Below are 23,794 nucleotides of genomic sequence, written 5' to 3' on the forward strand. Positions count from 1 at the left end.
ATAACCATTTTATGTAATATTGCGTAAATGTTTCGATACTTCGTGTGTATTCCTGTATTCATCCTTCAACTGCTACCCCTTTTAGGGGCAAATATTCGATAGGACAGGTTACATTGTCATCAAAAGTTACAATTTCAAAGCTATCAGGATTAGACAATATCTCACGTACCAACAAATTATTTAATGCATGACCAGACTTATAAGCGTTAAAACGACCCAAAATTGGATAGCCAATCAGATATAAATCGCCTAGAGCATCCAAAATTTTATGGCGCACGAATTCATCATTAAAACGTAAGCCTTCTTCATTAAGGATATTAGCCTCGTCGATGACAATCGCGTTTTCCATACTACCGCCTAAAGCCAAGTTATTCTGACGTAGGGCTTCGATGTCTCGTAAAAAACCAAAAGTACGCGCTGAACTCAGCTCTTCTATAAAGTTTTGCGTAGAAAACTGTAGCTGTGCATGCTGAAAGTTTTTATCAATAGCAGGATGATCAAAGTCAATCTCAAAATTTAATTCAAAGCCTTCATAAGGGCGTAGCTCTGCCCATTTATCGTCTACTTTTACTTTTATTGGTCTTACAATCTTAATGAACTTCTTTGAAGCTTCTTGCTCACAAAAACCAGCTTGCATCAGTAACGCGACAAACGGTGCAGCACTACCATCCATGATAGGTATTTCTGATGCGGAAACACGAATCAATAGGTTATCAACACCCAGTCCAGCAATTGCACTTAATAAGTGTTCTACAGTACCTACACGTGCGCCACCGAATACGAGATTGGATGACATCATAGTATCTTGTACTAAAAAAGCACTGGCTGGAATTGGCTGACTGCCTTCAATATCTGAGCGCTCGAAAACAATACCAGTATCAACTGGCTGTGGATGAAACTCTAAATCAACAGGCTGACCACTATGGAGACCGGTACCTGTAACAGCTATTGCTGCTTTTATGGTTCGTTGGTTCATGGCTGTTTTCCCACATATTTTGTTACAATTGACCTAGTGTACCATTATCCACACCTCATTCGCCATAGTTAAAAAGCGTTAATTTTCTTATCTCTTTGATTGATAACACTTATCGTGATTTTTTTATTCGAATGAATTAGATTTTACCGACCTATAAATTACCTTAATAAACAGATATTTAGGAATAAATATAATGATTACATCATATATCGCACGGTATATGGCTAAGGCGTGTTTGATCCTTTAATCATGCACTGACAGAGACTATATGTGATAGTTCAGCACGCTCTAACAATGGCTTTCTAAAAAATAATGTTTCAAAACAAATCATTTCTTATGGATGAGCACAAAAAAGCCAGCGACATAGCGCTGGCTTTTTCTGACCAATAATATTGCAAAACACTTATTTATTTTGTTGACGCTTTAAATAGTCTTGAATGCTGTTGGTCTTGGTTTTGGGCTGCTCTTGCGTCGGATTTGCACGCGCTAAACTATCTTGATGCAGCTGCGCTTGTGACTGCTTTTGGCTGTTTAGCGCACTGGTATGCAAGTTAGGATCAACAGGCTGTGTGCTATTCACAGAAGGCACAGGCTGCTCCACTACTTCTGGCTCTTGGCCTGCATTTTCATCCAACGTCAAACCCGTTGCAATAACGGTCACATGTAGATCTTCACCCATTTTTTCATCGATGACAGAACCATAGAAGATATGGGCATCATCGATATCGGTAATTTCTTCGACGATTGCGCTGATTTTGCTCATCTCATCTAATGATAATGACTCAGAAGAGATAACGTTAACCAGTAGACCTTTGGCGTTTTCTAAACGTAAATCATCAAGCAATGGTGATCTAATGGCTTTTTCAGTGGCTTGACGCGCACGATCATCACCGCTGGCACGACCAATACCCATCATGGCGTGACCTTTAGCAGTCATCGCCGTACGGATATCGTTAAAGTCAATATTGATCATACCTTCGCTTGCGATGGTTTCAGCAATACCTTGCACGGCGTGTAATAACACATCGTCCGCTTTTTTGAACGCATCTTGCATAGAGATATTGCCGTAGACGCTCATCAGCTTGTCATTTGGAATGGTAATGATAGAGTCAACGAAGTTAGTCAGTTGCTCAATACCAGCCTTAGCTGCTTTGATACGTTTCCCGCCTTCGAATTTGAAAGGTGTGGTCACAACAGCGACCGTCAATACTTCCATCTCTTTGGCAATACGAGCCACGACTGGCGCTGCACCCGTACCAGTGCCGCCGCCCATTCCAGCGGTAATAAAGACCATGTCTGAATGTTCGAGTAATGCGCGGATGGCTTCTTCTTCGCTTTCTGCTGCTTCACGTCCGACTTCTGGATTGGCACCAGCGCCTAGACCGCGGTTAGTTTTTGCGCCAAGTTGTAACTTATGCGGCGCTGTCAGACGATCAAGTGCTTGTTTATCCGTATTAGCACAGACGAACGTCACACCTCTAATTCCTTGTTGTACCATATGTTCAACCGCATTACCGCCACCACCACCCACACCGAATACTGTGAAGCTTGCTTGGCCGTTATTTTGAAGCTGGTTATCATCTGGCATGGTGTATTTTGACATAAAAAAGATTCTCCAGTTGCAGATAGCGTGATGGTCGATACATGGTAACGCACTCATATGACGCGCTATCGACTTACTATATATAAATGTATTTAAATAAAACAGGGCTATATCTTAAACCGTTAAGCTTGGACGAAAATATGTCATCATTGCTCAGGGTATTAACTTCAATGTTACTTTCAATATTGCTTTCAATGTTACTTTTGATATTACGTTATACGCTTAATTGTGGTACATCTTTCAAAACAACAACGCTTATTGTATAAGCATTCTTTTATATAAATATGTTTATACCAACGTCATTAGCAACGGAGTTATAGTATCTTTTTGAGCACACTAGCAAAACGTTGCCCTGCACTTTGAAAGACGCCTGTTACTCTGTTTTTTTGAATCGCTTCCGGTTCGCTTTTTTCACTGTGGCGAAACTGCTCGCTTTGGCTATATAGTAGTGTACCAAATGCCGTTTGATAAGCGCGATCATTGACTTGGATATTTAGCTGTTTAAATGATTCGTCATTATCAAAGTGATTATAAGCGCTGATTGCTGGGTGGGTATTGGTCAAAACGACTGGCATTTTAAGCAGCTTTTTGGCAAAGGGTATCATGCCTTTGATCACACTACCGCCGCCTGTCAGCACGATGCCTTTATCAATATAGCTGATCAAATCTGCCTCATGCAATTGACGCGCCACTTCAGTAAAGATTTGCACATAACGCGCTTCAATAATACGGGCTAAATTATAAATACCAATATTAATCTCGTCGCTGGTCCCTTGCGGTTTAAAGATAAAGAATGAGCTAGGATCGACGCTATTGACATCGACCGTACCATGCGATTTTTTAAGTTTTTCAGCTTCTATCATCGATATCCCGACATCTGCTGAAATATCCATCGTCACTTCATGGCTGCCAGTCGCGATACAATGCGTAAAAATCAACTTGTTTTCTTTGTAGACACAGATGCTAGTCGTGCTCGCTCCGATATCAACCAGACAGACACCCTGCTGGCGCTCATCACTCATCAAGCTATATTCTGCACTGGTCACCGCATCGAAGACAATGTGATCGATGCCGACATCACAACTCTGCAATAGTTTTTGGATGTTCTGACGACTGGCGACCGGCATCATCATCATGTGATACATCACGCTGATATTGTGCGCCACCGTCTCAATCGCATCGTCGACCATAAAGTCTTGTTCATCGACATAGATACCTTGCTGGCAACAATGCATCAAATAATAGTCTGATGACAAGTCGCGTGATTTGGCGTTGGCCAACGCCTGTACCATATCTTTGGCACGTACGACTTCATCCTCTACTAGTACTTCGCCCGCACTGTTCTTGCTCAGGAGCTCAGGCGTTGCCAAGGTCAACCACACACTATGCACACGGCAATTGGCAGTATCTTCTGCTTCTTGAATGGCTTGCCTGATAGCACCTTGCAAGCGTTCGCGATGTTTTATTTGACCTTGATAAAAGTCACTATTTTTAACTTGCCCTACACCCATAATACGAATGTCTTTTGCAGAGACAACGCTGCCAATAACGACATAAACTGCCGTGGCACTTAGATGGACAACAACCAGATTTTCAGTATTTTTCATGGTACCAGACAAATTATCGCTAAACAGGAAACCAAATGACGTCTCCATTAAATCATTAAAAAATCATTATCTTTACGCCGTTATATCCTACCGCACCTACAATCTCTATGCTAAATAAACAAAGTGTCATGAATTACTGGTGGTTTATCAACTACTTTTGCTTACTGTTTTTACTACTCACTATTTTTTGTGACAGTCAGATTTTTGGTGCTTCGATTTCTGGTTGTGCCATATTCCAAGCGATGGTAAAGCCATTTTTATAACGTAAATCTACAGACTGTATCTCATTTCGGCGATTACTTAATTGATTACCTAGTAATTGACTAAGATTCAGCAGCTTTTGCGCGGTATTTTCATTATCAACAATGACTCGCTGACCGTTATCAAAACGAATGAGCCATGTCATTCTTGGCGACAGGATAATATCTGCAACTTGCATATCGAGTGGTGCATACCAATCGTTAATTTGTTGCATCTGTTGCATGATGACCGGCGCTTGCGTTATCTCACCTTGCAAAGTGGCAAATTGGGCTTGGGTCAAATCCTTACTATCAGCAGGGACAAAAACAATCCCCTTTGCATCGACTAAACGTTCAGTACCAAAATTTGCAACTGCCTGCTTGGGCAACGCTGTGACCACAATGCCACGTTGCCAGTCACGAGTCACACTCACTTGATCCACCCAAGCAAGACCCGTAGTAATATCTCTTAATGCTTGTAAATCAGAAGTAAAAAAACTGCTCACTTTCTGTTGATTCATGACTTGCTGTAGCTTTTGGTACTGAGCAACAGTGAGTCCTTGATTGCTGACATGAATGGCAGCTGGAGGCGCATCACGTAAGGCTTTACCACCCATAATCAATATAAGCACTAGCAAACCTAACACCAATACCATAAAAAAATATCTGACCGAATTCGGTACTTGGAAGTTAGATGTTGGACGACGGGCTTTATCACTCATCAAGTCAGTTACGTCGTTGACAGTTTGAGCCATAATGACCTTTGTCCCTGTTTTTGCATAAAGCTATTTGCATGAAGCCAATAGTGCTTTTGTTAAAGGTGAGTCTGCTTATATTTTGCAGCGACATATTAAACGAATATACTATCAAAAATTTTATCTAAAAACGTCTTTGAGACGCTATCATTCTCGATTAAGCGTCTATTTCTCTCGATTTACAACGCAAGGTCATAAATCATTCATAAATATCACTAAAACGATTCAATAATTACAATATTAACGTATTTTGCGGTCAAACAATAGCCTAACCCCTACTACGGACAACGAATTTACACAAGTTTACATGAAGCTGTGGTATAGCAGGGCTAGCGATACATTCAATTATGCTTATGTTTGCCAACAACCAACAGTATCAGTGCTATTCGAACGATTATTTTTACTCATTAATAGCCGTTTTTTAAACATCTATACTATCAATAATTCTGCCATAAACTGCATCATTCATATCAACCTAGATAAAAACATCTGAGCTAAGGTTATCAATTGTTTATAACGTTTGCGCAAGGATATGCCAGCACAGTGTATCAAAATCCATACCGCGAGCTTTGGCTGCCATCGGTACCAGACTATGACTGGTCATACCCGGTACGGTGTTGATTTCAAGTAACCAAAAATTGCCCGCCTCATCTTGCATGGCATCGATACGCCCCCAGCCTTTTGCGTCTACTGCGCGAAATGCCGCAAGGCTCAAGTCTTGCAAATGCTTTTCATCAGCATCATTCAAGCCGCACGGAATATAGTAGCTGGTATCGTTACGATTGTATTTGGCTTCAAAATCGTAGAAGTTGGTGATATCAGCAGGTTCAAGACGGATGACCGGATAGGCTTCGTCATCGATAATGACAATCGTAAACTCGCGACCAGTAATCCAGCGCTCAGCCATGACCGCATCACCGCACTGTACCGCTGTTGCATAAGCCGCTGGCAACTCGTCCAAGTTATTAACCTTGGTCATGCCAATACTGGATCCTTCATGAACTGGCTTGATAATAAGTGGTAAACCTAGCATGTTAACCACTTGCTGCCAGTCGGTATCGGCCGTCAATAATGAAAATGGTGCCGTCGCTAAACCACAACCTTGCCACAATTGCTTGGTACGAACTTTGTCCATGCCTAGCGCTGATGCCAGAATACCTGAACCCGTCTGCGGAATATCAAACCATTGCAACACACCTTGTAGCAAGCCATCTTCGCCACCGCGACCATGCAACACGTTAAACACGCGATCATAGTCACGAAGCTCAGTAATGTCTTGATGCTTAGGATCAAAATGAGTGGCATCAACGCCTTGGTTTTGTAGCGCCTGCAATACAGCGGCACCACTATCTAACGATACGCTGCGCTCATTGCTGCTGCCACCATAAATGACAGCTACTTTACCAAATTGTCCAGCATCTTTTACTTCGTTGGCATCAGCGTTCAATGGTTTATCTTGGTTCGACTGGTTGTTTTCCATATCATTTTTTTCTGCTTGTGCAGCAGCGGCTAGAGCGGACTCTGGATTGATAATGGCTGTTTTATCCTCAGCAGCATCAATAGCATCATTATTGTTTATACTTTCTTGATTATCGTTCGTTGTCATAAGGACAGTTCCTAAAATTTTTAGCTTACTAAATGTAAAGGTTATTGGCAGCCAAGTCGACAGCAATCTGTCCCACATTACCTGCACCCTGAGTAATGAGCATGTCATTGGCTTTTAGTAAACGTTGCATGACAGGGGCTAAATTATCTTTATCAATAATCGTCGGCTCAACCTCACCACGCAAGCGAATACTGCGTGCTAATGATTTGGTATCAGCGCCTGTAATTGGTGTTTCACCTGCTGAATAGACGTCTAATAATAATAGCTCATCTACGCTTGAGAGCACTTCGACAAAGTCATCAAAGCAATCCCGGGTACGGCTGTAACGATGCGGTTGAAATAGCATTACCAAACGACGATCAGGGAAACTTTGACGAGCGGCCTTAATGGTGGCGTCGACTTCTTTTGGGTGATGACCATAGTCGTCGATCAATAAGACATTACCATCATCGATATCGACAGAGGCATGCTGCTCAAATCGACGACCAACGCCTTCAAACTTCTGCAAAGCGCGTTTGATCGCTTCATCATCGACACCTTCATCGGTCGCCATGGTGATAGCGGCAAGGGCATTGTAGACGTTATGCGTACCAGGAATATTAAGCGTCAGTCGCAAAGGCTCACGGTCACGGCGCAATACTGTGAAGTGCGTTTTGGTGCCTTCCGTCACCAAGTCAACGCCTTGTACGTCGTTAAAAGGTTCAAGCCCAAAGGTCAAGACTGGGCGACCGATATCATCAATCATTGCATACAATTCTGGATCATCACCGCACACCACTGCCAAGCCATAAAACGGCATGTTTTGCAAAAACTGAATATAAGCCGCTTTTAATTTATCAAAGCTATTCTCATACGTTTCCATATGGTCTTGGTCGATATTGGTCACAATCGCTGCCATCGGATGTAAAGACAAAAACGATGCATCAGACTCATCGGCTTCTGCCACCAAGAAACGGCTACTACCAAGTGCGGCATTTTTGCCAGAGGCGTTCAGCTTGCCACCAATTACGTAGGTAGGATCGAGCTGCCCTTCTGCCATCATCGTGGTGAGCAAACTGGTCGTAGTGGTTTTGCCATGCGCGCCAGCAACCGCAATACCATGACGATAGCGCATTAATTCACCCAACATATCGGCACGGCGTACCACTGGCAGACGCGCTTCTAATGCTGCTTTTACTTCAGGGTTGCTGCGATCAATCGCTGACGAGACGACAATAACATCCGCATTGGCGATATTTTTGGAGTCATGACCGATCGATATGTCGATACCAATCTGCTGTAGGCGCTTCGTCACCAAGCTTTCTGCGATGTCAGAACCACTGACTTGATAGCCTTGATTGTTCATTACCTCTGCGATACCGCACATACCTGAACCGCCAATACCAACAAAATGCAAATGCTGAATACGGCGCATCTCTGGTATTTCAATCAAACGCTTAGGTAAAGCTTTCGCAGAGGTAGACATAAGGATCTCTCTTTATTAAAGGTCAATAAAATTTGGTAAATTAAAAATAATGAGTATGAGTTACAGGCTACAACGCTTGCCAAATAATATCGGCAACTTGCTTACTCGCACTACGATTGGCAAGAGCATGACCTTTTTTTGCCATCGTTAAGCACTTTTCTCGATTAAGTACAGCAAGCTCATCACTCAAACGCTTGGCTGTCAACTCAGTTTGCGGTAACAAAATAGCGGCATCATGTGAGGTCAGCGTGCGAGCATTAGCCGTTTGGTGATCATCAACGGCATGCGGTAACGGCACAAAAATAGCAGCAATTCCAACGTTTTGGATTTCGGTAACGGTCAATGCACCTGCTCGGCAAACAATCATATCAGCCCAATTATAAGCCGCTGCCATATCATCGATAAAGGGCTGTACCGTAAACTGATGCCTGCTTAAGTCTTCGCTATCGTAAGCTGCTTGCGTGGCGGCCTCATTGTTACGCCCGCATTGGTGACGCACTTCAAAAGGCTCGTTTAGCAGTGCAAGCGCTTTTGGCACGGTGTCATTTAAGGCTTGAGCGCCAAGTGATCCGCCTACTACCAACAATTTAAGCGGTGAGCGATCATTCACATCATAGCGTACCGTTGGCTCTGCGACACCAGTAATGGCATTACGCACGGGATTGCCCACTGTCTCAAGCTTAGCATTCTGTGCACTATTAGCAAAGGTATCCTCAAACGCTTGTAACGTCTTGGTCGAAAGCTTAGACAGGTAGCGATTGCTCATGCCAGCGATGGCATTTTGCTCATGGATAATCAGTGGCGTATTGGTTAGACGTGCAGCGATACCACCAGGTGCAGTCACATAACCACCAAACCCAACAACCACATCAATCTGATTACTACGAATCACTTTTACGGCAGCCATGGTCGCTGACAGCAGAGTCATTGGTAGCTTTAATAGTCGACCAACGCCTTTACCACGCAGCCCTTGCATATTAATGGCATGAAAAGTATAGCCAGTCGGTTTGACCAAACCATTTTCCATACCGTTTGGCGTTCCTAACCAATGAATGACCGCACCGCGCTGGGTCAGCTCATCACTAACGGCAAGCGCTGGAAAAACGTGCCCGCCAGTACCAGCTGCCATCATCAATATATGCGGTGTTTTCATGAACGCCTGCCTATCTTTACTTTATTTATATGAAGGGTTTATCTCTCTGCTGCGGTGACAATTATGAAAAAATAATGACCTAGCCAAAGCCCGCATAGTATAGAGGAAATCATCGTCTTATATACAGCACTTTATGCAGCAAAAATAACAAAAATCCAAGCCATGATCGATCACAGCTTGGCGTCTTGTAATGCTAATAAACGGTAAGAAAAATCAATGACTAACAATACCTTAAAATATGGGTTCTACGTAGTCAAAGTATTCCTTAACATAGATAAAACTATGCAGTAAATTTATTCTCAATCGCCATGATAAAGTCGGTCGCGATATCTGTACCGCATTGATCATCAATCTCACGTACGCAGGTGGGACTAGTAACATTAATCTCAGTGATACGCCCACCGATTAGGTCTAGACCAACGAACATCAGGCCTTTTTGTTTGACGATTGGTGCCACGACTTCTGCTACTTGGCGTTCAATATCAGTCAATGGCATGGCAACACCGCTACCGCCAGCTGCGAGATTACCACGGGTCTCACCTTTGCTTGGAATACGTGCCAAGCTATAATCTATCACGACGCCATCGACGATTAATACACGCTTATCGCCATCTTTAATCTCTGGCAAGTAACGCTGCGCCATGATTGGCAGTGTCTCAAGTTCAGTCAGCACCTCTAACGTTACACCAATATTGGGACTATCAGCGGTCAAACGGAAGATACCAGTTCCACCCATGCCGTCTAGTGGTTTGACGATGACATCTTGCTGTTCAGCGATAAACTGACGAATATGTGCCTGTTTACTGGTCACAATCGTTGGGCTCATATAGTCGCTAAACCACGTCGCAAATAGTTTTTCATTACAATCACGGATCGCTTGTGGATCATTGACTACGAGCACGCCTGCCGCTTTGGCGTGATCGAGCATATAAGTCGCATAAATAAAGCGCATATCAAACGGTGGGTCTTTACGCATCAAAATCACGTCATAACCACTGACTGGACCTGTACTTTTATCACCCAACGTATAAAAATCTGCTGGATCACGCTTTACCGTGAGCGGCTGAGTATCAACCATCAACTGCCCACGATCCAACCATAAGTCATGAATCTGACAGTAGCCAAGCTGATGCCCGCGATCTTGCGCTGCCCACATCATCGCCAAGCTGGTGTCTTTTTTATAATTAACCCGTTCGATAGGATCCATGATGACGAGTATTTTTAAAGATTTTTTTTGATTTTCTTGGCTCATGATAAGGCTCACTTACGTTATATTATTATTAAAACAGATTCAAACTTCAGTGCCCAACTATACGCCGTACTGCGCGCGGTAATGTTGCATTTTGGCTAGTTGAGTCGCATCTTTGTACTGGCTCTCGCCGTCTGACAAATAGCTGATTAAGTCGTCAATATCGACCAGTGCGCGCACTGGCACTTCTAGCGTCGCAGCAAGCTCTTGAATAGCAGAATGCTCAGCCAAGCCTTTTTCTTTACGATCAAGGGCCACGATAATACCTGCCACACTGGCACCTGCTTGCTCTAAAATATCGACCACTTCGCGCATCGCTGTGCCAGCCGTAATGACATCGTCAAGTACCCAAACTGCTTTGCCACTGACATCAGCGCCTACTAAATTACCACCTTCACCGTGGGTTTTGGCTTCTTTACGGTTATAACCCCACTTGGCATTGATACCATGATGGTGCCATAAGGCTTGCGCGGTTGCAGCCACAAATGGAATACCTTTATAAGCGGCGCCAAAAATAACCAGCTCTTGCTCATCTGTACCGTTATTGCTAGCAGCCATTTGTTCAGCCAAGGCATCGGCATAACCGCGCGCTAGTAACGACAACATCTCACCCGTCGCTAGCAAGCCAGCATTAAAAAAATATGGACTAATGCGACCAGACTTGAGTACAAACTCACCAAACTTCAGGACTTGGTTGTCTAAGGCCAATTGAATGAATTGATGAGATGAAAACGTGAGGTCTTGAGGGCGTGGTACGTGAGACATTATGACATTCCTATCAGCAAAAAGAGGGGCGAAAAACTGGCATTATTGTACGCATTATTGATCAGCTTGACCAACCATTGATCTCGTAATCCTGCATATTGGCATAGCGAGTCAGTAAGCCACTGCGTGATGAGACATTAAAATAGCTTTGGCCATCGTTCCGTACTTGTATCTCCCAGCCCAAATGATAAGCGGCAACAATAATGTGACCAGAAAATATCCGAATTTGACGATATGCATGGCGCTGCGAGGGCTCACAAACAATCTGACTGAGCAAATAGCTACGCACATGCTGACATATTTGCGCAGCGCTATAGCTATGATTGATACTTTTGCGCGTACTACACTGTTTTAGAGCGTGGACAGCAGCACTACAGGCCATGATATCTGTCGCTAAACTACCCTCTCCTGTCTCAAACTGCTGCGGCTGCAAAACCACTTGCCAATCATCGGCATACAGACTATTGAGTAGCTCATCAGGATTATAACGCTTGGTCAATGCTCGTAGCGATGCTGAAGCGTCGTGGCGTTTATTATCTGACTCAATCATTTCAGAGCGATCAGCAGGCCTAAACCCAAAGCGATGCAGTTTTGGATAAGCACGAATGGCCTTTTGGATATCTGACATATCTAACATAGTCATATCGGATAATGCTGATAACAATGGCTGCTCGCTATGATTCTCATAAAAGTTATCAGGCAACTCGATAAGCTTGGCAGCATTGAGTAATGACAAATGATCAGCCAGCGCTTCTGAAGCAATCAGTGCCCATTTCGAAAAGCGGTCTTCATTGGGCTGATAGAACCGCGCAGAGTTACCGTAAAGCCGTTTTAATTGACCATTTAAGCGCCTAGCAGGCTCTGGGATATCAGTTAAGGGCCGTGCAGGATCAAGGGGAGATTGTCTGGGATCAAAGTTGGGATGGACGATTGCAGGCTGCTGTGAATCAGCTAGCATAGACGATTGCTCAGCCTTTTTTTGCACATGGTTTTCTGCCAGCTTACCGCCTTCTGCTGCCAGATTAGCATGAGACAAACGGTCATCAGAAGTAGAAGGCTGGGTCATGAAATCTCCATAGTTTATAAAATATAAAACGAATAAGAATGCTTAAATCAGGCAATTATCTTACTCTTAAGGGCTTACTCTTGATGGCTCAAAATGTCACGGTAACCTGCTTGCCAGTCAGGATAATCCAGCCAAGCTAACGGAATGTTGCTATGCAAGCGCTTCCCCGTAACCGCTGTTTTTGAATGATCAATAGCAGGCGGCGTCTCACCTATTTGCTCGCTTAACCAAACGCCTAGCTCATAAGTAGTGACGGGCGCATAGTCAGTGGCGATATAGAGTAATTTTGGCGCAGTACTGGTCAGGACGTTGGTGATAATATTGACCAAATCACGATCCATAATACGATTACTCCAGTGCTGTGCGGCTACTGGCTCTTTTTGTTTCTCTTTGGCTTTGCGCAGGCGCATGAGACGCGCGCGACCATAAATACCGCTCGGACGAATGATAATGGCTTTATCACTAAAGCCTTGCTGCAAAACTTGTTCTGCTTGCAATATAACTGTTGATGCTTCGCGCTCAGGGCTGACAGGCGCGGTATTTTCATCGATCCATTCGCCATTATCTTGCCCATAAACACCCGTTGAGGAAATAAAGACAATACGTTCAAGGTTGGTTAACTTTGGAGCAAGCATCGCCAAATGCTGGTTAATCGCCAAGTAACTCTCGTGATAGCCGCTGGTTGAATAGTCATCGGGCGTGACGATAATCGCCATATGCGTAAAGTCTTGCAGCTGCTCAGCGGTCAATGTCAACGCATCGGCTTGCATAAACGTTGCCTCACTATCTAGATGATAGTGCTCGCGTTCATTGCGTGCCAGCCCAGTAACGTTAAAGCCATCTTGCGCAAGCTTGTTGGTGACCGGCAAACCGATATCACCTTGTCCGATAATCAGTAAATTTTGCGTACTCATCATTTATCCTTTATTCGAACGCCATTTCTAATGACTGCTTATCCATCTTTTTAATAATAAGTGCTAAAAATAACGTCTATACGACAGTTGTACATCGTCATTGGCATCGATGCGATCTTGCCACTCATAGTTGGCATTGATACGTAATGCTTGTTTTTTATCGATATCGTATTGTAGACCCAAAGTTGAGACCGGCTGCCAGTAATGACCACGAGCATTAGACTCATCGCTGCTGCCATGATACCAATATGGCAATTGCAATTCAGCCTGCGCACGTAACTGATTGTTAATTTGATAACGGCAACCAGCATTCACACCTGCGCCTACGCGAAAGCCTTTATTGATACCGCGCCCTGCTTGTCCCGTGCCTGATAGCAAGGTGTAACATAACTGCGGCGGCATCTCGCCAGTACCAGCACTTGGTGTACCAAATGCCCACGACCAGCCAGTCTCATAGCCCATGCTCCCAACCAAATGATCCGTGCCATCTTGCTGTGAGCCATCGTTTACTCGGGTCGCCTCGACATTGACGCCCCAAGTTTTGCCTTGCTGAGCGCTATTTACTGGGTTAAATGAGCGTCCGCGCAGCAGTGTAAAATTCTGCAAGACCACACTATCCGGCTGTTTGTGGCTGCTATTGTTATCATCTTTGTCATAAAGGCGTAGCGTCGCTGCCAGCCCTTCTAAATTAAAAAACTGTGAAAAACCAGCGGCCCGATCAAGGGTGTCATGAAAGCCTGCACGCACGCCCACATCGATATAATTATTGTCACCACGCTGTCCGACACCAATCTGCGCCATTTGCAATGGATGTCTGTCTATTGGATTGTTGTTGGCAGCGACGATAGGTAGATCTAGTATGGTTTGACCATCTGCTGACATACTGGATGCTGGATTGCGCTCTGCGGATTTAATCTCTTGAGCAGCTTCTTTATTCAATGGCTGATAACCCAGCTTAGCGGCGGCCTTGGCTTGGTTAAGCGCGGCTTGACGTACGGTATTGTCAGCTGGCGTATAACGAGGGTTTGCCAGTAAGTCTTCTTCATTAAGCAGCTGAATGACGTCAGAGGGTACGACGGCATAAGGCAATCGGCTTAATAAATGCTGCTGTGGACGCACGACATCGATGAGGCGTAAAACCTCAGAGGCGCAGTTATCGGTGGTGAAGTAATACGGTAGTTCTAACCCTTTGGTTTCCCAAACATGCAACATGATTTGTTGCACCTCGCTTGGGGTCAAGTTCAACTGATACGTCCACGCATCACGCTCATCGTCTTGCAAGTATTTCGCCAGCTTTTCTGGGTAAGGATCGATTTCAATGGCGTTATCATAGAGACCTGTCATGGATTTGATGGCATAAACTGGAAAACTATCGTTTGGATCACCATCGACCGTATAATTCAGCGCGTAGGCATGATGAATCTGACTGGGATCAGCCACACTGGCCTTTGAGTCAATACGCAACAAGGTATGGGCAAAGGCTGATATGGGATTGTCCAAATACTCTTCGGCAAACATAATAGACAGCTGCTCAGGTGCCAGCTTTTGCATCCATTCATCCAGCTCCGGACACTCAGCTTGCCAGCTTGTCTTATCAATATTTAGCGTATCGGTCAGCCATTGTACGCGCGCTGGGAAACGACAAAGTACCGAATTATTAGCGGTATTGTCTTTGACAACCGTATTATGAGTCGGTGCTACTTCTTCAGCCAGAGCGACCAGCAATGCATCAAGCTCTGCGCCTGAGTCTTGCGCACCTTTTTCACTTAAAAAGAAGCTAGCATCATCAACGAGACTTGTGTCTTTTTTCTTACCAATTAGATTCTTTTGATCATCAAAGAAGTACAATAAACGTCGCCATGTCGTATGTTGGGCTAGGTTTTCTGTTTTTGCTTGCTCGCGCCATGATGCTAGCAGCTGTTCTGTGTTGGTGTTGGTAGCGACAATATGACTAACGTTATTATCGACACTACCAATAGTATTCTTAGTGCGCAGATGATCAGTGACATCTTTGTTTGAGGTACTATTTGGCTTGATGTTACTATTCAGCCCAGCATCAGCTTTGTTATCCAACGCTAGCTCACCTGTGGTCACAAGCTCTGCTGGCGTTGGCAAAAATGCCTGCGCTTGTACCGTCAGTAACAGACCTGCAACCGTTAATGATAAACGCGAGCGCCTGCTCATCTTTATTGGCGTACAATCTGTCGCCAACAAGTTGCAATGCACCACAAGGTTTGAATATATAGACATGAGTAATATCTCGCACTGTAGAAGCCATACGCTCATCGCGTTTTTGGGTCTATTGAATCGTCAAAAGAAGGTTGTGATTAGCTATTTTTTAGAGAGTCTTGCTATCAACTAATAAAAAATCGGTAATCACAAGTATTTGCTACGCACTTATTAATAAATTATAAAAAGAGAGCACTATGTCCACGACACCGCCAATAACTATAAAGGATGGGCGCTTATCCTCAGCCACTTGGCTTATGTCGCCGAACTATAATAAACGACCCGACAACCTGACTATTGACACCATTGTCATTCACAATATTAGCCTACCACCGAATGAGTTTGCCGTCTGCGGCAGTGATGGCGTTCATTATGTAAAAGCATTATTTACCAATCAATTGGACTGGGATGCGCATCCTTATTTTCAAACCATTCAGGGCGCAGAAGTCTCAGCACATTTATTTATAGAACGTGATGGTGCTATCACACAGTTTGTAAACTTTGCCGAGCGCGCATGGCATGCAGGCAGATCCAGCTACCTTGGTCGTCCTGAATGTAATGATTATAGCATTGGCATCGAGCTGGAAGGGTCAGATTTTGTGTCCTTCACCTCGGCGCAATATGACACACTTGCAGCCGTTATCGCTGCGCTATATGATGCCTACCCCAAAACCCGCCGACACTTAACTGGTCATAGCGATATCGCACCGGGTCGAAAGACAGATCCTGGCGATTATTTTGACTGGCCAAAGTTGCGTGAACTGGTAGGGAAAAACCTTACGGACTAGGGCGTGTCCTCAATTCAACTGATAGCGATCTAAATGGGCTAAAAATGGTTAAATCTTGCCAATCATCGTCAAATAGCTAGGTAATATCTCGATATTATCTGCGCTCTTTTCCTTGTTTGACTACAATTTACCTCACTTTTATCACCATTTTTAAAATGAGGACACGCCCTAGCTTATCTAAGCACCCTAAAGCAATTCCACATCCAATCCATTTATCTCGATTATGAAAGTGCTATAATCCGTCAGTTTTTTGATAACAGCAACTCAGTAAACAACTTAGCAAAATAGGTTCTCATGGCAAAAAGTCGGTTATTTCGCTCAACCATGGTCGTCAGCAGCATGACCATGCTGTCCCGTATCTTAGGTCTGGTACGCGATGTCGTATTATTAGGGGTGTTTGGCGCAGGTGGTCTGATGGATGCCTTTTTGGTCGCCTTTAAGATACCTAACTTTTTGCGCCGTCTGTTTGCTGAAGGCGCTTTTAGCCAAGCTTTCGTGCCAGTACTGTCCGAATACAAAGAAAAATACAGCTTACAACAGGTACAGATATTAGTTAGTCGTACCTCGGGCGCCCTGTTGTTGATTTTGTCGATGCTCACTGTGGTCGTCATTTTGATGGCACCATGGGTAGTGACGTTATTTGCTCCCGGATTTGCTGACCAGCCTGGTAAATTTGCCATCACCGCTGAGCTACTGCGCCTTACCTTTCCCTATTTATTATTTATTTCTATGACCGCTTTTGCTAGCGGTATTCTGCAAAGCTACGGGCGTTTTGCTGCGCCAGCTTTTGCACCCGTACTGTTAAACTTATGTATGATTGGCGGCGCATTAATTTTTGCCCCTATGTTCGACACACCGATTATGGCGCTTGGTTACGCTGTTGCAATCGCCGGTTTGCTACAGTTCCTCATACAGCTGCCGCAGTTATGGCAACAAAAGTTGCTGGTCGCACCTAAGATTGACTTTCAGCACGAAGGCGTTAAACGCATCTTAAAACTTATGCTGCCTGCTATCTTTGGTGTCTCTGTCACTCAGATCAATCTGCTCCTCAATACTATTTTCGCCTCGTTAATGATTGGTGGTTCGGTTTCTTGGCTTTATGCGGCAGAACGTATGAGTGAGTTGCCGTTAGGACTGATTGGCGTAGCGATTGGTACGGTCATTTTGCCCAGTTTGTCGAAAAGTGAAGCCAAAAAAGACGATGTTAGCTTTAAAAAAACCATTGATTGGGCGGCACGTTTAATCATATTGGTGGGTGTTCCAGCGTCAGCAGCCTTATTTATACTGGCTGATGTGCTGATGCAAGCGCTGTTTTTACGCGGTGAATTTACCTTGCGTGATGCGCAGATGAGTTCGCTGGCATTACGCAGTATGGCGGGTGGTATTTTAGGCTTTATGCTCATTAAAATATTTGCGCCAGCGTTTTTTGCCCGTCAAGACACTAGAACACCAGTAAAAATCGGTATCGTGTCCGTCTTTGCCAATATGGTTTTTAGTGTGATTTTTATCGGAATATTTTACTTTTTAGAGATACCTCTGCATGGTGGTCTTGCCCTTGCGACCACAGGAGCGGCCTTCGTCAACGCGGGCTTATTATATTATTTCTTACATAAGCGCGATATTTTCCGTTTTGGCAGCCACTGGAAAAAGCTGTTTACTCAGTTTGCAATCTCTACCGCTTCTATGATTGCTGTCCTTTATATCATGTTACCTTACTTCCCAGCCGACGAGGCTCAGTGGCGACGTATCGCGGCTCTGCTCATTATGTGTGCGGTTGGTGCCCTAGTTTATGGGGTGGTGTTATTAGCAACAGGCTTCCGTCCGCGTCAGCTAAAGCATGGCTAATTTATTTGTGAACGCTGAATAAATGACTTACTAAACCAAAACAAGCTTAATATGAGAATTGACAGTGAATGCCGCTGATAGTTGTCATAATCGATTATTGATAAATAAATGAAATTTGAGGTTTACTATGACAGTCGAATATTCAACGCTACGACGCTTACCAATGCTACTAACTGCTGGTGTATTGAGCACCGGACTGCTAATCAGCGGGTGTAGCAACAATGATAATGTAGAAGCCGATAGCGCAAATACAGCGAGCGATACAGCTGCCGTGGCTGGGAACCCTGAAGTCGATGCAGCCAATCAGACGGCAGACGTTGATGCAAATAACACAGTGGCAAGCGAGCAAATGACGGATAGTGCTAAAGATGAGACAACCATTGATAGTGATAACATCAACCCAATCACTGCTTCATCCAAACAAAAAAGCTTAGTGACTAATCCGACTGAAGCTGGTACGCCAGAAGACACCGTCAAACAGGCGCTAAATAGCTTATATTATGGCGATGTAAAAGAAGCGGTTGGATACTATCAAGTAGATATGGCGAATTTTGAAAAAGAACTTGCCAAAACACAATCCGCTTTTCAGCAGACTGTCGATGGCGTTACTATCACTGATACCAAGTATAATGATGACAAGACTCGTGCCACTATTACTGGTGAGTTGATGCTCAAAGGACAGAGCGAACCTGCGCCATTGACCTATCAGCTACAGAAGATAGAAGGTCAATGGAAGATCTTGGGTTAAGCTATTTTAGCTTACTTATCTGAAGCATCATCCGATGTCACCGCTTTACCCAGCATCACGACATCAGCAATAAACCCTTCCATATCGCAAACTTCTGGCATGTAGCCCCACTGCTCAAAGCCAAGTTTACGGAAAAGTCCTAAACTTGGCTGATTGTGAGCAAAGACAAGCGCGACAATATTTCGAATGCCCAAGCTTGGCGCTTGCGTCAACATCCAGCGTGTCAACAAGCTACCTAGGCCTTGACCCTGATAATCTTGATTTAGATAGACGCTGATCTCAGTGCTGATATGATAGGCTGTCCGCGCATACAAATCACTATAGCTGCCCCATGCAACTATCGGCGACTGCGCTCGCTCTGCATCATCCCCTCCTCGCAATGTTTTGACCACATATATGGGCCTTGTTGGACTGCTTAGATGCTCATCAAACCAAGCAGCTCGCTCATCTACGGTTACCAATGTAAGGTTAGCTGTTGCTTGTTTAGCAGGTATGCTTTGATTATAAATGGCTAAGACTTCTGCTAAATCTTCTTTACTCGCACGCTGCACAACAAACTGATCAGCGAGCTGATGTGTCGATAAATCAGTTGGTATAGCGTTCAAGGCAACATCAGACATAAGATCTCCATAATTTTTAGCATTATTATCGGCATCATCGATAATAGTGAATAATAGTCATACTGATAACACAAGCAAATACAAATAACTCATAAAGAATGACCACGCTGAGTGACTGATACTTTCACTATGCGTCGACTATAGGATGTTAGTGGGGCTATTTTACTTTATAATGGCTGCTTTTAGACACATCGATTGTTAGTATAGGTGTGTTTTTTCGTTTTTTATCTGGTCTTATCATAGCTGAAAACTTATGAACACCTATTTTCTTGAGCAACTGATTGCGTCGCCGAGCGCTTTGCCTGCACATACGAATCCGATAAATCTAGCACCTTGTGCGCTGACTATCGGCAATTTTGATGGCGTACATCTGGGTCATCAAGCGATGCTGGCTCAAGTTCGTGAGATTGCCCAAGCGCAAAATCTTGGCTCTGCCGTCATGATATTTGAGCCACAGCCTCGTGAATTTTTTGCCCCCGCTACTGCCCCTGCGCGCCTAACCAATCTAGCCGAAAAGCAAGCGCTGCTAGCAGAGCATGGGGTCGAGACTTTGATTGTAGCGAGCTTCGATACTGATTTTCGTTCGCTATCAGCACAGGCATTTGCAGATATATTGGCTAAGCGTTTGAACGTAAAAGCATTGGTACTGGGTGACGACTTTCGCTTTGGTCATGACCGTACTGGCGACAGTCAGTTTTTGCGGGATTATGGCTTGGATGTGACCAATCTGCATACCGTTATAGATAACGGCGGTAAGGCTTCCCGTATTAGCTCCACTCGCGTTCGCGACTTGTTATTGGCTGGTGATATTGACGCCGCTAACACGCTGCTTGGTCGTGATTACGCGATTACAGGCATAGTTGTTGGTGGCGATCAGATAGGCCGCACCATGGACTTCCCTACAGCTAATATCGATTTGCAGCGCTTAAAACCTGCTTTGCACGGTATCTTTGCCGTCGATGTGGTGAGTTTAGATGACCATGGCAAAGTCATCGCTAATGGTTTGACCACGCAAGTGATTAACGGAAAATCAGGCGTAACAGGTTTGCGTCCACACAGCTTGTTTGGCACAGCCAGTATTGGTATTAGACCCTCTGTTGATAAAGGCAGTGACTGGCGTTTAGAAGTACATTTCCCAGAATTGCAGGCTGATTTATATGGACTAAATTTACAGGTTCGTTTTTTACATTATTTGCATGGTGAACGACATTATGATGGCTTAGAGGCGCTAAAAGTTGGTATTCATAATGATGTAAAAGCATTGCTTGAATGGCGAGCAGAGCAGCCTAACTAGAATGTAGGAAAGTCTCGAACTTAGATCATACGCATTGCATTCAAGATATAGAAAAGCAAAAACCCACGACATTCTAAATACAATGTCGTGGGTTTTTGCTTTTCTATACTTCTTATTTGTCTTTTAGATTAATCTATCTTTTAAGTTATTTTTTACGCGTCTGGATGCATACGCACGTTTAAATCATCGATGACTTCTACCCACTCCGCATCTTTTTCCCATTCTTCTTGTAAAAAAGAACGTTGATTGTCTGTCCAAACTTTTGCCTCTACTAGCTTTTCTTCTTTTGCCAATTGGTGCTTTTCAACAAAGTCATCAATCGCTTCATCTGAGCTATCAAGTCCCAATTGAGCAAATAACTCATTCATATTATATTCAGGTTCACCCAACATACTTTTCTCCTTATATGGTGCAATTTTAGTTTTATTTATTATTTAGGCTAACCACTTTATTGTAGCAAGCTTTATTTTAATAACTGTTAACCAACGTTTATCTAACGTTATCAATTGTATTAATGGTTGAGCCTCAAACATTAATACAATTGATAAGAGCGATTAAAAATAACAGATATTTAAACGTAAAAAAGCCTTCAAACAAGAAGGCTTTTTATACATAACATGATTGCAAGTAGCACTAAAGTTTTAGCAAGCTATTTGATTATGGTAGTAAATGAGCTACTGCATCACGCTCTTCGCTAAGCTCTTGCTCAGTCGCTGCCATTTTCTCTTTTGAGAAATCAGATGACACATCAACGCCGTCTACGATAGACCAGTCGCCGTTAGTGCACGTGCATGGGAATGAGTAGATTAAGCCTTCGGCAATACCATACTCGCCGTTTGAGTAAACGCCCATAGATACCCAATCGTTTTCATCAGTACCTAGTGCCCACGTACGCATGTGTGCGATAGCAGCGTTGGCAGCAGAAGCAGCAGATGATGCACCGCGAGCTTTAATAATCGCTGCACCACGTTGTTGTACTTCTGGGATATAAGTGCCTTCGTACCAAGTACGATCAACTAGATCTAATGCTGGCTTACCATTAACAGTACAAGCCGTTAGATCAGGATACTGAGTTGATGAGTGGTTGCCCCAGATGATCATTTTTTTCACGTCATTGACAGTGCTGTCAGTCTTACCAGCCAACTGCGCCATGGCACGGTTGTGGTCCAAACGAGTCATCGCTGTAAAGTTACGTGGGTCAAGATCTGGTGCATTACGCTGAGCGATAAGTGCGTTAGTGTTGGCAGGGTTACCCACAACCAATACTTTAACGTCACGGCTTGCTACGTCATTCAATGCTTTACCTTGGGCTGAGAAAATCGCAGCGTTGGCTTCTAGCAAATCTTTGCGTTCCATACCTGGACCACGCGGACGAGCGCCAACGAGCAACGCATAATCGATATCTTTGAATGCAACGTTTGCATCATCAGTTTGAACGATACCGGCTAATAATGGGAATGCACAGTCTTCTAGTTCCATAACCACACCCTTCAGGGCGTCAAGTGCTGGAGTGATTTCAAGCAACTGCAAAATAACTGGCTGATCTTTACCTAGCATCTCACCAGATGCAATACGGAATAGCATCGCATAGCTGATGTTACCAGCGGCGCCAGTAACGGCAACACGTAAAGGCTGTTTCATTGACATTGAATACTCCCTAATTGATGATTATCATTATAGATATCGACTTGCTCACTGAACACTAGCAGTCTTAAACCGAGAGATAGTGTAGCACTTCCCCCCGTTAACCGTCTAGAGAAAGCGCGAACGCTATCCCTCACTATATTGTTACATTTTATACGAGAGGATATTGGTATCGGTCAAGCCTTTATAGATAAAGGATGGCGAATGAAGAGGAAGTGATAAAAAAATAGCTTTAGCAGAAGTTACTTAATCAGGATGATATTTATAAATGAGCAATATTCATCTATCGTTCGCCAAAAAGGACGTTACTTACCGCCTGAGATAATAAACTTTTTGCCGCAATTATCTACCACTTCACTGCAGCTACTAAATTCACTGCCTTCGTAGCAAACGTGGACATCGGTTAATATAGTTTGGCGTCGACTGCCCGCTTGGCAAATTAAATCAATGCTGGCAGCAGGCATGCCACTATTAAGGCGAGTCATTTGTCCAATAAAGCGTGATTTTGAGACGGTATAACTGTTGCCAGTATTGAGCTCGTTAGGCAATTTTAGGGCACCGGCATAGTTGGTTATTTGGCGAAAATAACTACTCGCACTTAATGGGCTACAGGCACCATAATGTTGCCATACTTGGCTACGTACTGTCGTGTCTGGCATGATGCGATTGACAACTTTTAGTTGTAATGGGGTCAGGCGCGGCTCGACACCGCGCCCACAGCGCTCACCATAGCCCATGTCCAAACCTGATACCGTTAATGAATACCCTTCTAGACATTGACGCATACGTACTCGTGTTGGTTGCAAGCTACATAATGCAGGCGTCATCTCAATCATTAACACGCGTTGACCACTCTTGACGGCATTGGCCGCTTGCGCTGGTATGATCATCACACTCTGTAACAATAGCAAGGCGACCCCGCCCATCACCGTATACCCTTTATCCTTATATTCTTTGCCTATCGCATCCTTTTTACGTATCGCACTGTCATTTAGCTTCGTAGATAACTTTATCGTAGCTGATTCCGACAGAGTGTCCACCCGCGTCTGATTCGGCAGCTGACGATTGGCTTGCAACAACATAGGCAAATTGAAATATTTTTTGATCATAAGTAGTTAGGTATCTGGCAACGATAAAAGAGTGGGCAAGCTTAAATAAAGGTGCTCAAAGTATAAATATTCATTGAACCAAGCTTAAGATAAACCAAAAAAAATACAGACAACAATTA

20 protein-coding genes are annotated in these 23,794 nt (G+C 44.0%); 4 read left to right on the top strand and 16 right to left on the bottom strand.

Features of this window, described 5'->3' with window-relative positions:
- Positions 1–58 precede the first annotated feature (58 nt).
- The 12 genes from lpxC to ACMFL8_RS11865 form a co-directional block, all read right to left on the bottom strand.
- Positions 59–976 (bottom strand): UDP-3-O-acyl-N-acetylglucosamine deacetylase, encoded by a 918-nt coding sequence (gene lpxC / locus ACMFL8_RS11810; protein WP_189585450.1) that lies wholly within the window; start codon positions 974–976, stop codon positions 59–61.
- A gap of 403 nt (positions 977–1,379) precedes the next feature.
- Positions 1,380–2,579 carry a cell division protein FtsZ gene (gene ftsZ, locus ACMFL8_RS11815; RefSeq protein WP_010201472.1) on the bottom strand — a complete coding sequence of 400 codons (1,200 nt, stop codon included), beginning with the start codon at positions 2,577–2,579 and terminating at the stop codon, positions 1,380–1,382.
- A gap of 314 nt (positions 2,580–2,893) precedes the next feature.
- Entirely contained in the window at positions 2,894–4,186 is a 1,293-nt protein-coding gene (gene ftsA / locus ACMFL8_RS11820) for a cell division protein FtsA (RefSeq protein ID WP_201574509.1), read from the bottom strand.
- Between the two features lie 196 nt (positions 4,187–4,382).
- Positions 4,383–5,180: a cell division protein FtsQ/DivIB gene (locus tag ACMFL8_RS11825; RefSeq protein ID WP_189585455.1), complete on the bottom strand. Its 798-nt coding sequence runs from the start codon at positions 5,178–5,180 to the stop codon at positions 4,383–4,385.
- Positions 5,181–5,691: 511 nt separating this feature from the next.
- Complete coding sequence (locus ACMFL8_RS11830; protein WP_413191399.1) at positions 5,692–6,660, bottom strand: D-alanine--D-alanine ligase; 969 nt, start codon at positions 6,658–6,660, stop codon at positions 5,692–5,694.
- A gap of 154 nt (positions 6,661–6,814) precedes the next feature.
- Positions 6,815–8,251, bottom strand: coding sequence for a UDP-N-acetylmuramate--L-alanine ligase (gene murC, locus ACMFL8_RS11835; protein ID WP_210540425.1), 1,437 nt, complete (start codon positions 8,249–8,251; stop codon positions 6,815–6,817).
- Between the two features lie 67 nt (positions 8,252–8,318).
- The gene (gene murG / locus ACMFL8_RS11840) at positions 8,319–9,404 is read right to left on the bottom strand and encodes an undecaprenyldiphospho-muramoylpentapeptide beta-N-acetylglucosaminyltransferase (protein WP_413191091.1); all 1,086 of its coding nucleotides are present in this window, start codon (positions 9,402–9,404) and stop codon (positions 8,319–8,321) included.
- Between the two features lie 280 nt (positions 9,405–9,684).
- The gene (gene gshB, locus ACMFL8_RS11845; protein WP_194619348.1) at positions 9,685–10,656 is read right to left on the bottom strand and encodes a glutathione synthase; all 972 of its coding nucleotides are present in this window, start codon (positions 10,654–10,656) and stop codon (positions 9,685–9,687) included.
- Between the two features lie 57 nt (positions 10,657–10,713).
- Entirely contained in the window at positions 10,714–11,418 is a 705-nt protein-coding gene (pyrE, locus tag ACMFL8_RS11850) for an orotate phosphoribosyltransferase (RefSeq protein WP_413191092.1), read from the bottom strand.
- A gap of 61 nt (positions 11,419–11,479) precedes the next feature.
- Entirely contained in the window at positions 11,480–12,484 is a 1,005-nt protein-coding gene (locus ACMFL8_RS11855) for a hypothetical protein (protein ID WP_413191093.1), read from the bottom strand.
- Positions 12,485–12,558: 74 nt separating this feature from the next.
- Entirely contained in the window at positions 12,559–13,398 is an 840-nt protein-coding gene (locus tag ACMFL8_RS11860; RefSeq protein ID WP_413191094.1) for an SDR family oxidoreductase, read from the bottom strand.
- A gap of 63 nt (positions 13,399–13,461) precedes the next feature.
- A complete protein-coding gene (locus ACMFL8_RS11865) occupies positions 13,462–15,648 on the bottom strand; it encodes a DUF4105 domain-containing protein (RefSeq protein ID WP_413191095.1) in 2,187 nt (728 codons plus the stop codon).
- Between the two features lie 176 nt (positions 15,649–15,824).
- On the opposite strand from ACMFL8_RS11865, the gene ampD reads away from it, so the two are divergent.
- From ampD to ACMFL8_RS11880, 3 genes are all read left to right on the top strand, one after another.
- The gene (gene ampD / locus ACMFL8_RS11870; RefSeq protein WP_413191096.1) at positions 15,825–16,415 is read left to right on the top strand and encodes a 1,6-anhydro-N-acetylmuramyl-L-alanine amidase AmpD; all 591 of its coding nucleotides are present in this window, start codon (positions 15,825–15,827) and stop codon (positions 16,413–16,415) included.
- 294 nt (positions 16,416–16,709) lie between these two features.
- Positions 16,710–18,260, top strand: coding sequence for a murein biosynthesis integral membrane protein MurJ (murJ, locus tag ACMFL8_RS11875; protein ID WP_189585485.1), 1,551 nt, complete (start codon positions 16,710–16,712; stop codon positions 18,258–18,260).
- Positions 18,261–18,387: 127 nt separating this feature from the next.
- Positions 18,388–19,008: a hypothetical protein gene (locus tag ACMFL8_RS11880; protein WP_227676196.1), complete on the top strand. Its 621-nt coding sequence runs from the start codon at positions 18,388–18,390 to the stop codon at positions 19,006–19,008.
- An 11-nt stretch (positions 19,009–19,019) separates the two neighbouring features.
- On the opposite strand, the gene ACMFL8_RS11885 is transcribed toward ACMFL8_RS11880, so the two are convergent.
- Entirely contained in the window at positions 19,020–19,628 is a 609-nt protein-coding gene (locus tag ACMFL8_RS11885) for a GNAT family N-acetyltransferase (RefSeq protein WP_210540432.1), read from the bottom strand.
- 253 nt (positions 19,629–19,881) lie between these two features.
- Here ACMFL8_RS11885 and ribF point away from each other — a divergent pair, with 253 nt between their 5' ends.
- A complete protein-coding gene (ribF, locus tag ACMFL8_RS11890) occupies positions 19,882–20,922 on the top strand; it encodes a riboflavin biosynthesis protein RibF (RefSeq protein ID WP_413191097.1) in 1,041 nt (346 codons plus the stop codon).
- A 152-nt stretch (positions 20,923–21,074) separates the two neighbouring features.
- Here ribF and ACMFL8_RS11895 read toward each other — a convergent pair whose 3' ends face one another.
- The 3 genes from ACMFL8_RS11895 to ACMFL8_RS11905 all read right to left on the bottom strand — a co-directional run bounded on the left by ACMFL8_RS11895 (position 21,075) and on the right by ACMFL8_RS11905 (position 23,675).
- A complete protein-coding gene (locus ACMFL8_RS11895; RefSeq protein WP_413191098.1) occupies positions 21,075–21,314 on the bottom strand; it encodes a DUF2789 domain-containing protein in 240 nt (79 codons plus the stop codon).
- A 265-nt stretch (positions 21,315–21,579) separates the two neighbouring features.
- Complete coding sequence (locus tag ACMFL8_RS11900) at positions 21,580–22,563, bottom strand: malate dehydrogenase (RefSeq protein WP_240215757.1); 984 nt, start codon at positions 22,561–22,563, stop codon at positions 21,580–21,582.
- A 308-nt stretch (positions 22,564–22,871) separates the two neighbouring features.
- Positions 22,872–23,675 carry a hypothetical protein gene (locus tag ACMFL8_RS11905; RefSeq protein ID WP_413191099.1) on the bottom strand — a complete coding sequence of 268 codons (804 nt, stop codon included), beginning with the start codon at positions 23,673–23,675 and terminating at the stop codon, positions 22,872–22,874.
- Positions 23,676–23,794: the final 119 nt, after the last annotated feature.

The sequence above is a fragment of the Psychrobacter sp. AT9 genome, from assembly GCF_047272965.1.
Taxonomy (GTDB): Bacteria; Pseudomonadota; Gammaproteobacteria; order Pseudomonadales; family Moraxellaceae; genus Psychrobacter; species Psychrobacter glaciei.